Consider the following 14976-nt stretch of genomic DNA (forward strand, 5'->3'; position numbering starts at 1 on the left):
TGAGCCAGGATCAAACTCTCCAATAAAGTGTTTGACTTGCTCATAAGTTTTGTACTATATAGTACGTTTATGTTAATCGAAATTAACGTTGGCACGCTTGGTTTTGTTTAGTTTTCAAAGATCATTGCGTTGTCGTTTCTCTCAGAAGCGACTTTACTAATATATCACTTACGAATTATTAAGTCAACACTTTTTAAAATGTTTTTTAAAAGTTGTTTATCTATCAACTCGACAAGAATCTAATCTTATAATATATTCTTTTAATTGTCAACGGATAAATGAAATTAATTTACAAAATTGATTCTTATGAATAAGAATATTACTCAATCCTCATACAAATAGGGTCTTCATTATAAACTAACTCCTCCTTATTTGATAATAAAATAGATTTAATCCGTAGAAATGTATTTCAACCCTATCATTATTTGAAAGTAGATGTATATTAATTTACTAAGTTAGCCATACTATCTAGTATCCCCCCTTTTCTCTATAAAAGCCTTTACTCCTATTGAGTAAAGGCTACTTTTTTGACGAGTTTCTCCTATTATATATTTCTATCTCTTACTAATCGTATTCTTTAACCACATTATCATACGAAACTTTCATTAGTTATGATTCTTTCCTTGTTATTGATCACTATTTGCTTCTTCTTGATAATGGCGAACAAGCGCAATAATCGCACTACCCATTCGCTCCTCTTCTGGAACAACCATTCTAGTAATGCCAACCTCTCGCAATGCTTGTGCAGTAACTTTCCCAACTGAAACAGCGATAACATTTGTTGAAAAGGCTGTTAAGAGTTCTTCCTCTAGACCTTTCTCCTTTGCATAAGCCATTAGAAAGCGTGCTTGAGGTGTACTCGTAAAGTTAACTGCATCAATCTCACCTCTTACTATTTCACCAATCAGCTGCTCCATCACTTCAGGTGTAGGTGGGATATGCTTGTAAGGTAAGATTTCTTTAAATTCAGCACCTTGCTTTTCAAGCCAATCAATTAATAGTGGAGCTGGGTCGCCATGGAGCTGGAGTGCAACACGACAGCCTGTTAATTGATGTGCATTTAATTCTCTTACTAACCCAGCCGTACTCCCATCATCATCTCTTACGTCAGGCGTTACGCCTAACTTTTTTAATACATTGACAGTTTTATAGCCTCTTGCAGCAATCTTCGAATTTTTTAATGCTTCTATGAACTTATCACCTAAGCCAATATTTACTGCGGTTTGATAGAGCTTGTCTGTTCCTAATCCTGTCGTGAAAATAAGCCAATCAAAATTCCCATTCACCAATTCATGGATCTCTTTTTCAACATTTGAATCATCAAGGAAGACAGTCCCTTGTGCTGGACGCACTAAAGCGACGCCACCTAAATTCTCAACAAGTTTACTTAGTTCTTCCGATTTTCTTTGCCCAACTAACGCGATAGTTTTACCATTTAGACGCTTCACGACAATCCCCCCTTATAATTTCCCACTTGTACTATTGTATCATCATTTCCCTCGATAACATTAACGTAATTTTGCAACAATTCAAAAAGTTATTACCTTCTGTAGCATTAAACTCAGTTCTAAAATTCCCATTATAAATTAAAGAAAAAAAGCGACCTATGCGCCTTGATCAACCTCAGGCACATAGGTCGCTTTTAAATTGACTTAAATAAAGACATTAAAATACAATCGTTTTATTTTGATGAACAATTATCCGGTCTTCCAAATGCCACTTCACAGCTCGAGCTAGGACACTTCGTTCAATTGAACGACCGCTTTTTTTCAGGCTATCAACATGATCACGGTGATCTACACGACTTATATCTTGTTCGATAATTGGGCCTTCATCAAGTTCATTTGTGACATAATGAGATGTCGCGCCAATTAGTTTCACACCACGTTCGTATGCTCGTTCATATGGTCTAGCCCCAATAAAGGCAGGTAGGAAGGAGTGATGAATATTAATGATTTTTTTCGGGTTTGCTGCTACAAATTTAGGCGTTAAAATTTGCATATATCGTGCCAATACGATTAAATCGATGTCATGCTCTTCTAGTAGCTGTAACTGTTTTTCTTCGACCTGCTCACGAATATCTTTATTAGCTGGAATGTAATAGAATGGGATATCCAACGATTCTACAACACTTCTCGCATCCTCGTGGTTACTAATAACAAGGGCAATATCTGCCATTAAATCTCCACTTTGCCACTCCCATAAAAGCTCTAGCAAGCAATGAAGCTCTTTTGATACAAAAATTGCTGCCTTTTTCACATTGTAAACATGGGTTAAGTTCCAATCCATTGAAAACGCGCTTGCAATTTCAGCGAATTGGATTTCCATTTCCTTCGCCTTATCCTTTAAATTAGGGCATTCAAATTCAATCCGAATAAAAAACGTTCCACCCTCAGGATTTGTTGAATACTGACTTGATTCAATAATATTTGCATTATGTGAAAACAAAAATTTTGAGATTGTTGAGACAATTCCAGGTTGATCCGGACAGCTAACTAAGAGACGTCCACGGTTTTGATTGCGCTCTTTAAATACTTCAATTTGATCGTTTATATATGAATTCATAATTACTACCTCTCTATCCGTGATGAAAATATTATACATTAGACTGTCCTAATGGTTAAGAATTTTACCAAAATAACTTTAGATGCTTTTCCGTAGACTACCTTTTCGAATAATCTGATTGATTACTTCTGATAAGACTAATCCAATTGCTATCGATCCAGATATCAACACGACCTCTGCCGAAAGAGGAATGGCCGCATTAAAATTCCCTTCTACAACTCGCCTCATCGCATCATAGGCTTTTCCACCAGGTACTAACGGGATGATTCCAGAAACATTAAAAATAATGACAGGTGTTTTAAACACTTTTGCAAAGTATTGACTAATAATTGCTATCGCGAAGGATGCAATGACTGACGCAAATATGCTATCCATCGTGTAATAAGTAATACCCATATAAATCATCCAGCCTACCATCCCTACAAATCCACATTTAAGTAAGGTTTTGACTGGTGCATTAAAGATGATCCCGAAAGCAGCTGACGCAATAAAACTAGTAATAAGATGTTCAATCAATTATGTAAGCCTCCTTTATAACAAACTTAAAACGTAAAGGCCTTAGAAGGAGGTTCTTTGCCTACACTTATCACCGCAGTCGGCATACTCATCAAGACTCCCTTTGATTTGGCCCTAGACAGTAAAACTAGGTCCCACATTTATACTTCTTAGTTGTTAAATACCTTTTTTAGCGAAACTTCTGTCAGTAGGGTCTTCTTTATCCCTACTGACGAATAGCGAGTCTCACCTTAACTTTTACCGACAATTCCCCGCCCACCTTTGCTTCTTCGCGATTCACTAAGAGGCTCAAAGTAGCTGGGGGTGTTACTATCCGTTGATGCGGGATAAAAATGAAAATACAACAGCAACTCCCGATCCGATCGCAAACGATGTCAGAAATGCTTCTGCTCCCTTTGACATACCAGACACTAAATGTCCGACCATTAAGTCTCTAACTGCATTGGTAATTAACAACCCCGGTACTAGCGGCATGACAGAAGCAATAATGATTTTATCCAGATCCGCACCAAGGCTCAAGGTTACAAACAAAACAGATAGCAATCCAATGATAATGGCAGCTAAAAATTCCGCGAAGAACTTAATTTCAACCAGTTGATGAAAATAAATTAAGCATGAGAACCCAATTGCCCCTGTCATTACTGCGGGTAGAAAGTCACCCCATCCACCTTGATACATTATCAAGAAACAGCCACTGGCTAAAGCTGCTGCAATGATTTGTAACCAAATTGGATAGGCTTGTGCATCTTGTTCAATCTCTTTAAGCTGCGTAAATGCCTCTTTAATTGTAAGTTCCCCACTACTAATTAACCTTGAAACACTGTTTACTTTTGCGACCTTTTGAAGATCAGTTGAACGATCTGAAATTCTCACTAATTCTGTAGGGGAATGACTGCCGCTTGAAAAGATAATAGCCGTTGGCGTTACATAGCTATGAGTATGCAGAATTCCATAAGCTGCTGCGATTCTCACCATTGTATCTTCCACACGATGGGTCTCTGCACCACTCCTTAGCATGATTTCCCCCGCTAATAAACATACTTCCATAATTTCAATCGTTTGATTTTGTTTTTGTTCATACTTCAACTTCGATTCACCCCATTATCTCGATGACATCTTTTAGTCTAATAAAGAAAAAGCTTATGTGAATTCCCTCTTTTCATTTTAGGCTTTTGCCTATATGGATTCATTTTTATGAAAACAAAAGCTACTGTAGTTAGGAATTTGGAAAATCAATTGATGAGTGTAACGGAGATTATGGAAAGAGTATTAGCCATTACAAATAAATGGGTTGGTGGAATGTAGGACTACTGGGGCGAAATAACGATTGATCTTAAAAGAAAGTCTCTCTCCAAGTTTTACCGATGGCTATACTCATCTCATTACTCTCCACTACTTTCGATTTATTGTCGTTCAAGGTAAAAAAAAGCTTATTTACCGTTGGACCCATTGAACGAGTATATGTTTTTTTAGAATGCTTCTATCCACATTTACCATTAACCTTTTTAGCTTTACCAGTTCTACAAGAGCTAAAACGAAGGAACTTCAAACTTTTATAAGCACATGACATTAACCAGAATAATGTCATTCATTCATTTGTAACCCCCTTACTATGTAAAATCAAATTATCGTAAGGGGATTTTGCTTATCCGCAGCACTTTTTATATTTTTTTCCACTCCCACAAGGACATGGATCATTTCTCCCTACCTTTTCAACCTTTATCGGCTGATTGGGGATATTTTCTGCCTCATGTTCTTCATTACCTCTATTTTGGATCATATCTGTCCACTCATTAAGAAGCGGGTGATCGAATCCCATGATTTTATAATAGCTATAAGCTAGCCTCTCAATTTCAACAAAAAAAGAGGTAGGTCGCTTACTTACATACTCATTTATTTCCGGTTCAGCTACTGGACTTAAATGATGAATAAGTGCTTCGATAATAATTGCCCTAGTATCATCATCATCATCATGCACCTGATGATAAGCATTTCGTAAAACTTCTACAGCATAATCAGTTTTAATATTCTCAACGATTGATGCAGCAAAAATATTTGATTCTTCCTTAAGGAGATAAGGAACAACCGCTTCTACAACCTCATCTGATTGCAAGGATATCAACGTTGCAGCAACTTCCTCTAGTAGGATATCTTCATTGCTCACAAGCAGCGGAACCAACTTATGTATATATGTATCCATTTTCAATAGACCAATCATATAGACAGCAAGAATTCCACTATAATTAAACCATTCTTGTTTTAAGTTTTCTTCTAACTCACGTTCAATCTCTTCTCCTGTTACCCACCCATTTTTTACGAGCGTATACGCAACCTTCTTCGCCTGCCTATATAAATTACTACTATACGTTCCTTCTACCTCTAACTTATGGAGGATATCACCGTATACTTTCCTAACATCCTTTTCGGACCCGTTAACTAAAATCTCGTATAGTTCCCAATAATCTTTTGTAAGATGTAAGGATATCTCATTTCTATGCTTCAAGGCCATGTCAGGTACTAATTCATATACTAAGTAACGAAATAAATTACGAGTGCCTTTTGAAGCATGGTTCACGCCCTGAACTAACATTTCCGCAACCTCTTCATGCATAGAGTCAACACGTAAAAAGGTTAAGATGGAACTTGCCTTTTCTTCATTTTGTGTAGCCTCATCTACTAACCTTTCAATCCACTCCTCACTAACATTAGGATAATCATGTAAGGTGTGTGTGACAAAATCCAGGATGATTGGATCATCACTTGTTAGGAATGGTTCAATTCTGTCTTTAAAGTCCATGCTTATACCCTCACTATCTTTAAATTTAAACTAAGTCATTTTTTATGTATCACGTTTAAATTTTCGATTAAATTATTGCTCTATATATGTTTTAACATGAGTAACACGAGGAAACAATACGGCCCCCTTCCAATTTAATAATCTATTTTTTGACGATCAATCGATCCATACAGCTGTTAACATGCGAACTAGTTTCGAAAATGATAAAATAAGGTGGAACTTCCCTCATAAAGCGAGACTTCCATCAGTGGGGGTTTTCTCTATCCCCACTGATGGTTAGCGAGACTTATCTTAGCTTTTACGGGCAGTTTCCCCCACCTTCGCTTCTTTGATTCACTCAAACTTAGAGGTAGGGGGTATTACTGCCCGTTAATGCGGGATAAACGTTTTACCGCCCATCTAGCAGCAATAAAACGATCCCACTATAAGAAAGGTGATTGGCATGAAAAATAAAATCATTGAAAGATTTACAAGTTACGTAAAAGTAGATACACAATCAAATGAAGACAATGAAGCCTGTCCTTCGACGCCCGGTCAGATGATTCTTGCCAATATGCTAGTCAAAGAGCTAAATGAGATTGGCATGGAGGACGTCACAATTGATGAAAATGGGTATGTAATGGCAACCCTTCCCGCTAACACAGATAAGCAAATCCCGACAATTGGATTTTTGGCCCATATTGATACAGCTACAGATTTTACAGGTACCGATGTTAAACCGCAAATTGTCGAAAACTATACTGGAGACGAACTGACATTAAATCAGGAATTACCAATCATCCTTTCCCCTACATATTATCCAAATTTAGAAAATTATGTAGGTCACACACTCATTACTACGGATGGTACAACGTTATTAGGTGCTGATAACAAAGCAGGAATTGCGGAAATAATGACTGCAATGGACTATTTACTTAAACATCCAGAAATCAAACACGGGAAGGTAAGAGTCGCCTTTACACCAGACGAAGAGATTGGAAGAGGTCCTCATAAATTTGATGTGGCTGCATTTCAAGCAGATTTTGCCTACACAGTAGATGGTGGTCCCCTAGGCGAGCTCCAATACGAAAGCTTTAACGCAGCTGCTGCTAAGATTACATTTAAAGGGAATAACGTCCATCCTGGAACAGCAAAAGCCAAGATGGTCCACTCAGCCAAAATCGCGATGGCATTCAACAGTAAACTTCCAAGTAAGGAAGCACCTGAATTCACAGAAGGCTATGAAGGCTTCTATCATTTACTCTCAGTAACAGGTGATGTCGAAGAAACAAAGCTTCATTACATCATTCGAGATCATGATAAACTACAATTTCAAACAAGAAAAGAAAAAATCATTGAAATTGTCGACGAATTCAAAGCCGTGTATGGACAGGAAATGATTATCTTAGAACTAAATGATCAATACTATAACATGAGGGATAAAATTGAACCCGTTAAGTACATAGTTGATGTTGCTTATCAAGCAATGAAAAACTTAGATATCCAACCAATTGTAGAACCAATTCGAGGTGGAACGGACGGATCACAGCTTTCCTATATGGGATTACCTACACCAAATATTTTTACAGGCGGAGAGAACTTCCACGGGAAATTTGAATTTATTTCTGTTGAAAATATGGTTAAAGCAACGAATACAGTAATTGAAATCATCAAGCTGTTTGAAGAAAGATCTAGTAAGTAAATAGAAAAATGACTAAGTAGCTTGATACGCACTTAGTCATTTTCCGTTCTCCAATTACTCCAAAATACCAAGTAGTCATGATGTTAACGAGAAATTAGAGCGAATGTAAAGGATAACGAATCTTCAATCTACACGATTATTCTTTTATTGCACCTTTTCGCTTGTAAATGATAAATAGAGCGCCACCTGCTACAAGAATCACTGTTCCCCATAAAAGGAATTGATAATTCGTTGTTGCCGTGTCTGGTAGTGTATTGCCGTTTGTTTCAACAGTTGGAATTCCCTGACCTTTGTCTTCCTCGTTTCCATTTCTTTCTTTGTTATCGGCATTATTGTTTTTGTTTTCATCATCTTTGTTATCATCATTGGAACCAGGTACTGGCGTTCCATTAACATCGTCTTCATCTTCATCAGTTGCAGCTGGCTGAGTGACCGTTATTTCTGCCGTTGCGCTATGCTTTCCACCGTTTGTTTGAACCATGATTTCGGCATTTCCTGCTGAGATTGCAGTGACAACACCTTCACTCGTTACAGTCGCAACCTTGTCATCTGAACTTGTCCAAATTAACTCTTTACTTTCTGTTGTATCCGCTGGCTGAATGCTTGCATTTAACTTTACTGTTTCACCGACCTCTAAGCTTGCTTGCTGTTGGTCAAGAGTAATACCTTGAATAACTTTGACTGGATCCACCTTAACTTCATTCACAGAAACCGTTCCACTTACTTCATTTCCTACTAGAACAAACGGGCGTCCTGTTGGACTTAACTCTGCAGAGACAAATTCAAGTCCCTCTGGAGCTACATCACCTGCAACCTTAGCTGAGAAATCCCTGCTATTTGTATAATTAGCAAACTTTGCATTCGCAGGATTTGAGATGTTATACGTCATGATTCCGCCGATTCTCTCAAGGCCTACAAATGCATAAACCTCATCGCCAATCATCCCGATTTTCACATCTTCAGGCTCAGGCCCTTTTTTCGCACTACGCTTTTCAAATGCATCATCGTCATTTGACCAGTTAAACACTTCTGGAAGACGCTCCGCTGTGATGTTCTCGAAATCACTTCCGCTATCATATACAAGCTCCATTGTGTCTGCGTTCCAGATTGAGAAAGAACGTCCTCCTAATGTGTAAATCGCATCATTTCCACGATCAGTTAGAACCTCGAGCTTATCGAATTCAGTTGAATTTTTCATCTCATCGAATGCTGCTTGTGCTTCCTCAGCAGACATCCCTTTAAAAAGACTTGAATCAAGTGTGATGTTTTTCTTTACATCTTTAAAGTCTGTAATATTCTCAAACTCTTCCCACTCAGTTGCATCACCTTCGTTGGCTGTCACTAGATAACTAATACCACCGATGCTAACATGTGCAATTGAATCCGGCATATAAGATCCTAAAATCGGCAAACGCTCAATTTCAATCTTATCGTTTCGAGCAGCATCAAGCTCATTACCTGGTAAAGAGTGATCTTTGTATCCTAGTGACTTCACTGATATCACTTTACCTGTTTCTACATCAATCGCTGCAATCGCATTATTTTCTTGTAACGAAACATATGCCTTTTTCCCATCATCCGATAACGCAATGTATTCAGGTTCTAAATCCCTAATTGCAACAGCCTTCGTCCCGTTGTTGCGGATATGAACATCATTTTCAATAACACTTACATCATCAAATTTCACAATTGTCGATGTACCTGTTTCAGTGTCAACAATTGTAACAGAACCATCTGGGTCTACTCCATTTACTAGACCTTCACGTGGCTCCGCCTCATCAGCTGATAAAATGAAATTGCCGTCAGATGTCATTTTCACCATATCCGGTTGCACACCTGTATCATATGACTTCTGGATCTCACCGTCATAATTCATTACGACAATTTTACCATTTTTCGTATAATCCTTATCTTGAACCGCTGCAACAATAACCTTTTTAGATGTGTTAATATCAACGCTTGTTAAATCACCGTATTGGAATGTATCAGTATTTACAGCATCTGCAATGTTAATCGACTTCTCTTTTTGAAGCTGTTGTCCTTTTTCAGAAGTCAGACTAGTAAGACTGACGATATCAATTGTTTGGCTTTTTCCGTTTATAACATAGAACTTGCTGTTATCAGAGTTGTACTTAACAATTTCAGCTACTCCACCATCTTCATCGGTCAGACCTGTGCTAAAACCAGCAATTTTCTCAATCTCAATTGTGTTTGGAATTTTCGTTTCCTTTACATCTTCGACTATATTTACAACAAGTTTGTCCATGTTGTCTAATACGAGACGTGGTTGCTGTTCTTCATCCATCACGATCACGCCTGTCACTGTAACAGATTGTCCAACTTCTACAGAAGCAGTTGAACCAACAGCGGAATCTATATATACCGTCAACTCATTATTGATCGTAAGTGTATCCTCAGCTTTAGCAGTCACATCACCTTCCACACTTACCAACAAACCTTCATTTGCTATAGCTTCGTTGGAAGGGACTGATTTAACAGGTACATCTCCTTCATTTGCATCAAGAACGGCAACTTCTTGTGTTAACAAGGAAACAGCCCCATTCTCTTCTTGTACAGTACCTGTTACTTCAACCCGTTGTCCTTTTTTAGCATCCAGACCAACAGCAATGATTCCGCCACTTTCATCTTGGATATATGTTAATAAATTATTGCTATCTGCACTTGCCTTCACATTTGCTGCAGAAACTACTCCTTCAACCGTTACCTGCTTACCAGCAAGTTCAGTCTGAGCCTTAATATCAGATATCTTTAACAGTTCAATCAGCTCAACTTCTCCTTCTATGTGCCCAGACATCGTTGGGGATGGAGCTACAACTTCAAAGTCAGCACTATTATCATTTGTATCCAGAAAATCAATCCGTTTTACAGACTTATCAAAGGTAACTCCTGTAATTGGCGTTCCTTCACCCTTTTGAATATCAGGATTACCGTAAGAAACCGCATCAATCAAAGTTTCTCCTTTTTTAAGTTCAACATTTCCCTTTTCATCACTCATGCCAATACCCGCATCAGGTGTGTCAAAATAAACATCTGCTTTAAATACATCACCGTAGCCCTTGTCACCTGTATTTCCAAGCGTTGCTTCACCGCGGAGCAAGAGATAATCATTTGCTTTAATGACGTGACCTTCCTTAAATTCATACGTTTGAACTGTCTTTCCGCTACCATTCGTATACGTTAGCGTAAAATCATCAAGCGCCAAATCTTCGTTAGTTGGATTGTACAATTCAATAAAATCATACTTAAATGGAGCAGGAATTGTTCCATCCTTGGAAACCTTTCCTCCACCTCCGTATACTTCATTAATAATCAACTTTGAGTTTGCATCCGTTTCAGCACTTACAAAATTTGCGCCTAAAGGAGTACTTGAAAGTAATAAAGCACTAGCTAAAGAAACTGTTCCTAATTTATGAAACATACCCTTGCTTTTCATCATTAATCCCCCTAAGTATGGTTTTATTGAAATTAATACTTTTGATCCTACTTCCCCTGTATCTTATGACCTACTTACTAGCATAAATGAAAAGTTTGTAGAATCTATCAGAATTTTGTAAAATTTTTGTAAGGGTTTTGTAAAGGTTGTAAGCTGCTATTTCACTCAGAGATTGATAGGATTGTATAAAAGAAGTTTTATTCTTTGTTTCTACTATGCTGGTTTATCTAGAAAACGCTTATGAAGGTAACAGAATTTACTTATGGTTTAACGAGTATACAAATAAACCTAATCTCAAAAGAGACTAGGTCTATTTTCGTAAATTATTCACTAACTTTACATAAAAAGCCTATCTGTCCTTCTGTAGAAACAGTAAAGAGTACACTTCGTCGTCAGCCCAAATACTACACTTCACTTATTTAAGCGGATAATTAATCTCTATATGTAGAAAACCATTTAAGTCCTTTGCAAAATATTTACATTCAGCTTTGATTTTTCCATTATTGTACGTTTTTAATCCAAAGAACATTTCACTATGCTCTTCTTTTATCTCTGCTTCTAAAACTTTTGATAATACCTCGCTGTACTTAGTTGGATTTGGATAATCTTGTGTACTCAAAGAAAAAACTTTTAAAAGCTCATCTTCTTTATCAAAAAGCAGTTGAATATGAAATTCTTCATCTTCCAAAATAATAGAATCACTTAATTTAAAAATATAATAATCATTTGAAAAGTCGTATCCATAACAACCATGGAATCCTTGATATTTCTCTAACTTATCACTAAGAGCGGTTTTTACCTTGTTCAACGTATCATAAGGTTTTAAATCATGTTTTCCTACCGTTAAAATTCCGTCTTTTAAATTCAACGAATTTCCCTCCTTAAATTAGATTCTTCACAAAATAAGCTACTCCAATGAATGCTAAAATAGAAATAGGACCCGGGCTACAATACCAGATCCAGTGTTATATTAGATAAATACTTAATCAAGATTTTTTATATACTCTGCAATTTCATTTTTAGGGATAATAGTTCTCTCTTCAGCTATTCCTTTGAATTTTAATATTGGCTTTTTCATTTCCACTAAAGCCTCTATATCATCTAGACTAACTTCTTTTTTAAAAACAAATTGTTCCTGCTTATGAAATCCATATTTTTCAACATCTTCACCATGCATACTAAATAGAGAAATCTCATTTTGCTCTAAACTAAAACGCCCAATTGCATATGTTTCAAACTCTTCACCTTTAAATATTGCATTAATCTGTATATCATATGCTAATTCTAATTCGTCAACATTTACACTTTTCACTAAAAGATCATTATGTTTATTGCCTAAAACATCTATATATTCAGTGAATCCATTGATTTTATCATTTGGATTATTACTATTTAATTCTAACTGTTGGCTGCTATAAACATCGAGTTTATATACTTTATTTCTAAAAATACCATAAGTCTTTTTCAATCTCATCACCTCATTCTAAAGTTATCCACTTTAATTTCTTATCATAAATAAAAGTTGTGGTTACCTCACCAGTATTTGCATCAATTATCTTTAATTTATCTCCATGCACAAATGGGCGCTCTTGCTGATAATACTCAGGCAATACTATCTCTTTACTCCCCGTAAACCCTCTACCAGTATAAGGATATGAATCAGGTTCAGGCTCCCACCTAGGTATCGTTAGTTGACTAGGTTCGCTTAAAATGGTCGTTTTTAGACAGACTAACCCTTTGGTCTTATATTGATTTTTAAAAATGGACATACGGGTTATCTTATTCTAGCTGCAGTTTTTGAATTCGACTAAGTACCTTTCAAAAGAGTTCTGGATAGACGAAACTTGAAGACAATTTGAAGTAAAGGGATCGTCCTGATTTTACAAATCTACTGGCCACTTTAATGAGCCGTGTACGAATAGTATCAATTTGCATATTCTTTTGTTCTGGTGGAAAAGCCAAAGTTCGAAGCTAATTCGTTAAATCGAGTAGGAGGGAGCGACTAACCCTCGCTCCTCCCACCACCGTACATAATACTGTTCCGTATATGGAGGTTCCACGAATTCTAACGGACAAAGGTTTGGTATCTCACTGTCCGTTATGCCTTTCTGTCTCTCCTTGCCACTTAAATTCTCAGCCCTCTTAGTGTTTCCTATGGGATTCACCATTTCTTCCACTAAGTAAGTCCATCTTCAGATTGTCTGCTTCAACGAACAAGTGAAATTTGAGTTTATTCGGCACTTCTTCATGGTTCAGCTCTTCCCATTCATGGTACTATGGCCTCTGCTGACTTCTAACTGTTCAACTATCTATTTCTAGATAGGTTACCAAGTGTACTTGGCGTTTCAGTTAGACCTCCCCGGGTAAGAGTGCAATCTTTCTTTCCTTCCATATGGTCATCAGACCTTCGTGTATCCTAATGTTAAAAGAATAGACCTATTCTCAATAGAGACTAGGTCCTCTGTATTTTCTATTTACTTTATATATTCAACTTCCATTTTTCTGTTTTTTCAACAAAGACTAAATTACTATGTCTCTCTTATTATAAATCTTCCGGATTGACTATTGTTTTTTCTTCTATTAATTTAACTTTACTTTTCGGAATCCAACCAAGCCATGTATCACGATCTACTCTAGGCAGATTTAGATTACTTCCCACAAGTAAAGAACCTGTGGCCACTTGGTATTTGTTTTCTTTTTCCTGTAAAATTTGGACTTTCTCCCCTTGTATAATCCCATAAGGAACTATGCTTACACAATCCTTTAATTCGCTAGGCTTGACTATCTTATTGTAGAGCCCACTATTATAAGTATCTGCAAATGTTTCATCAATTTTTCCCTTATCCTCAGTCATTATTTTCACATTATTATCCATGTCTACAGTTATTTCATACTCGATTCCTCTGTATTTTCCATACATACCTGATTTTAACATTATGATCACCTCACTACTCTACTTAAAAACCTTACCGTTAAAAATAGCAATAACTTCATCTTCCCCATCAACTACTCTGTGTAATTTTGCTCCTTCTCTTAAATCAATAAACTTGTTTAATGTCCACTCAGGAATAACCTCACCATTTCTAGACGCAGTAAACCCATTTCCCGTCCATGGCCACTCATTATATTCCCATCCACTATATGGTTTTTCCATATTATGACCATATGGGATCTCTAAAAGTTCTGGAGAAAGCATTTCTGGGTTCTGCACTTTGAATTCAATATAGCCATAACTATTTCCATCCTCAGGATAAGGTATAACTACTTTTTTATCATATTCATCGTAATAAGAATAATCTAATCTCATTGACTCTCGAACGTGAGAATAATTATGTATATGAGAACTATCTTCTGCCTTCGCCACAAAACCCTTAACTGAGGTATAATCACCATCAAGATATTTTTGAATATCTCTTTCATGGAAGTTCTTTATTAAGGTTGTATTTTTATCTGGACGAGGGACTGAGTCACGAATATCTTGCATAATTAATCTTTCACTGTCATTTAGCGTGTAGTCGGGTTTTAACCGTAAATTTGTAAATTCATCGTAACTTAAATTATGCTCTTTTAGTTTCTTAGGAAGAATACCATTGACATAACTGGAAGAATCCATTTGACTAGTCGCAACTCGGGCCTCATTAGTCATTCCTATATCTACTTTATCCCAAAACTGTCCATATCGTTTCGCATCTTCTGGGCTCATTAAGTCTGCATAACCATTTAGTTTTCTAACCTCGCTAAAACTCTTACCAACATTATCAATACCCTTAGTACCTATCTCAAGATTATTTCCATTTCCAACTTGGCTTCTCGGCACCTGATAAACCGCATTCTCCGCCTGCAACTTATTAACATAATAAGCCCCACCACCAACAGCCAACAACCCAAGCGCCTGATAAAGACTATTCTGCTGCTGTTCTTCTGTCAACGCATTCCCAAACATATCCTTGCCCGTCAAATACT

At 36.9% G+C, this 14976-nt stretch carries 12 protein-coding genes and 1 pseudogene; 1 reads left to right on the top strand and 12 read right to left on the bottom strand.

Annotation, left to right across the window (positions count from 1 at the left end; genetic code table 11):
• Nucleotides 1–626: 626 nt before the first annotated feature.
• From K9V48_RS24190 to K9V48_RS30035, 5 genes are all read right to left on the bottom strand, one after another.
• On the bottom strand, nt 627–1448 hold the full coding sequence (locus tag K9V48_RS24190; protein WP_224141670.1) for a uroporphyrinogen-III synthase: 822 nt from the start codon (nt 1446–1448) through the stop codon (nt 627–629).
• Between the two features lie 217 nt (nt 1449–1665).
• A complete protein-coding gene (gene purU / locus K9V48_RS24195; protein ID WP_224141671.1) occupies nt 1666–2565 on the bottom strand; it encodes a formyltetrahydrofolate deformylase in 900 nt (299 codons plus the stop codon).
• A gap of 78 nt (nt 2566–2643) precedes the next feature.
• Nucleotides 2644–3081: a threonine/serine exporter family protein gene (locus K9V48_RS24200; RefSeq protein WP_224141672.1), complete on the bottom strand. Its 438-nt coding sequence runs from the start codon at nt 3079–3081 to the stop codon at nt 2644–2646.
• A gap of 309 nt (nt 3082–3390) precedes the next feature.
• Nucleotides 3391–4128: a threonine/serine exporter family protein gene (locus K9V48_RS24205; RefSeq protein WP_224141680.1), complete on the bottom strand. Its 738-nt coding sequence runs from the start codon at nt 4126–4128 to the stop codon at nt 3391–3393.
• A 598-nt stretch (nt 4129–4726) separates the two neighbouring features.
• Nucleotides 4727–5878 carry an SEC-C metal-binding domain-containing protein gene (locus K9V48_RS30035; protein ID WP_438803919.1) on the bottom strand — a complete coding sequence of 384 codons (1152 nt, stop codon included), beginning with the start codon at nt 5876–5878 and terminating at the stop codon, nt 4727–4729.
• A 442-nt stretch (nt 5879–6320) separates the two neighbouring features.
• Here K9V48_RS30035 and pepT point away from each other — a divergent pair, with 442 nt between their 5' ends.
• Nucleotides 6321–7559 carry a peptidase T gene (gene pepT / locus K9V48_RS24215; RefSeq protein WP_224141673.1) on the top strand — a complete coding sequence of 413 codons (1239 nt, stop codon included), beginning with the start codon at nt 6321–6323 and terminating at the stop codon, nt 7557–7559.
• Nucleotides 7560–7695: 136 nt separating this feature from the next.
• Here pepT and K9V48_RS24220 read toward each other — a convergent pair whose 3' ends face one another.
• The 7 genes and pseudogenes from K9V48_RS24220 to K9V48_RS24250 all read right to left on the bottom strand — a co-directional run.
• Nucleotides 7696–11013 carry a choice-of-anchor I family protein gene (locus K9V48_RS24220; protein WP_224141674.1) on the bottom strand — a complete coding sequence of 1106 codons (3318 nt, stop codon included), beginning with the start codon at nt 11011–11013 and terminating at the stop codon, nt 7696–7698.
• A 415-nt stretch (nt 11014–11428) separates the two neighbouring features.
• The gene (locus tag K9V48_RS24225) at nt 11429–11881 is read right to left on the bottom strand and encodes a hypothetical protein (protein WP_224141675.1); all 453 of its coding nucleotides are present in this window, start codon (nt 11879–11881) and stop codon (nt 11429–11431) included.
• A 114-nt stretch (nt 11882–11995) separates the two neighbouring features.
• Nucleotides 11996–12481 (bottom strand): UCP033725 family protein, encoded by a 486-nt coding sequence (locus tag K9V48_RS24230; protein ID WP_224141676.1) that lies wholly within the window; start codon nt 12479–12481, stop codon nt 11996–11998.
• Nucleotides 12482–12491: 10 nt separating this feature from the next.
• A complete protein-coding gene (locus K9V48_RS24235; protein ID WP_224141677.1) occupies nt 12492–12782 on the bottom strand; it encodes a hypothetical protein in 291 nt (96 codons plus the stop codon).
• 49 nt (nt 12783–12831) lie between these two features.
• Nucleotides 12832–12984 (bottom strand): annotated as a pseudogene (locus tag K9V48_RS24240) (transposase); the annotation flags it as partial.
• 571 nt (nt 12985–13555) lie between these two features.
• Nucleotides 13556–13948: a UCP033725 family protein gene (locus tag K9V48_RS24245; protein ID WP_224141678.1), complete on the bottom strand. Its 393-nt coding sequence runs from the start codon at nt 13946–13948 to the stop codon at nt 13556–13558.
• Between the two features lie 18 nt (nt 13949–13966).
• On the bottom strand, nt 13967–14976 hold a 1010-nt coding region (locus tag K9V48_RS24250), incomplete at its 5' end, for a hypothetical protein (protein ID WP_224141679.1).

The sequence above is a fragment of the Metabacillus rhizolycopersici genome (assembly GCF_020075705.1).

What these genes read in the sequence shown, in the direction of transcription:
- purU (WP_224141671.1), bottom strand. Translation starts at nt 2,565, where the DNA reads ATGAATTCATATATAAACGATCAAATTGAAGTATTTAAAGAGCGCAAT.
- K9V48_RS24205 (WP_224141680.1), bottom strand. Translation starts at nt 4,128, where the DNA reads ATGGAAGTATGTTTATTAGCGGGGGAAATCATGCTAAGGAGTGGTGCA.
- K9V48_RS30035 (WP_438803919.1), bottom strand. Translation starts at nt 5,878, where the DNA reads ATGGACTTTAAAGACAGAATTGAACCATTCCTAACAAGTGATGATCCA.
- pepT (WP_224141673.1), top strand. Translation starts at nt 6,321, where the DNA reads ATGAAAAATAAAATCATTGAAAGATTTACAAGTTACGTAAAAGTAGAT.
- K9V48_RS24220 (WP_224141674.1), bottom strand. Translation starts at nt 11,013, where the DNA reads ATGAAAAGCAAGGGTATGTTTCATAAATTAGGAACAGTTTCTTTAGCT.
- K9V48_RS24235 (WP_224141677.1), bottom strand. Translation starts at nt 12,782, where the DNA reads ATGTCCATTTTTAAAAATCAATATAAGACCAAAGGGTTAGTCTGTCTA.
- K9V48_RS24245 (WP_224141678.1), bottom strand. Translation starts at nt 13,948, where the DNA reads ATGTTAAAATCAGGTATGTATGGAAAATACAGAGGAATCGAGTATGAA.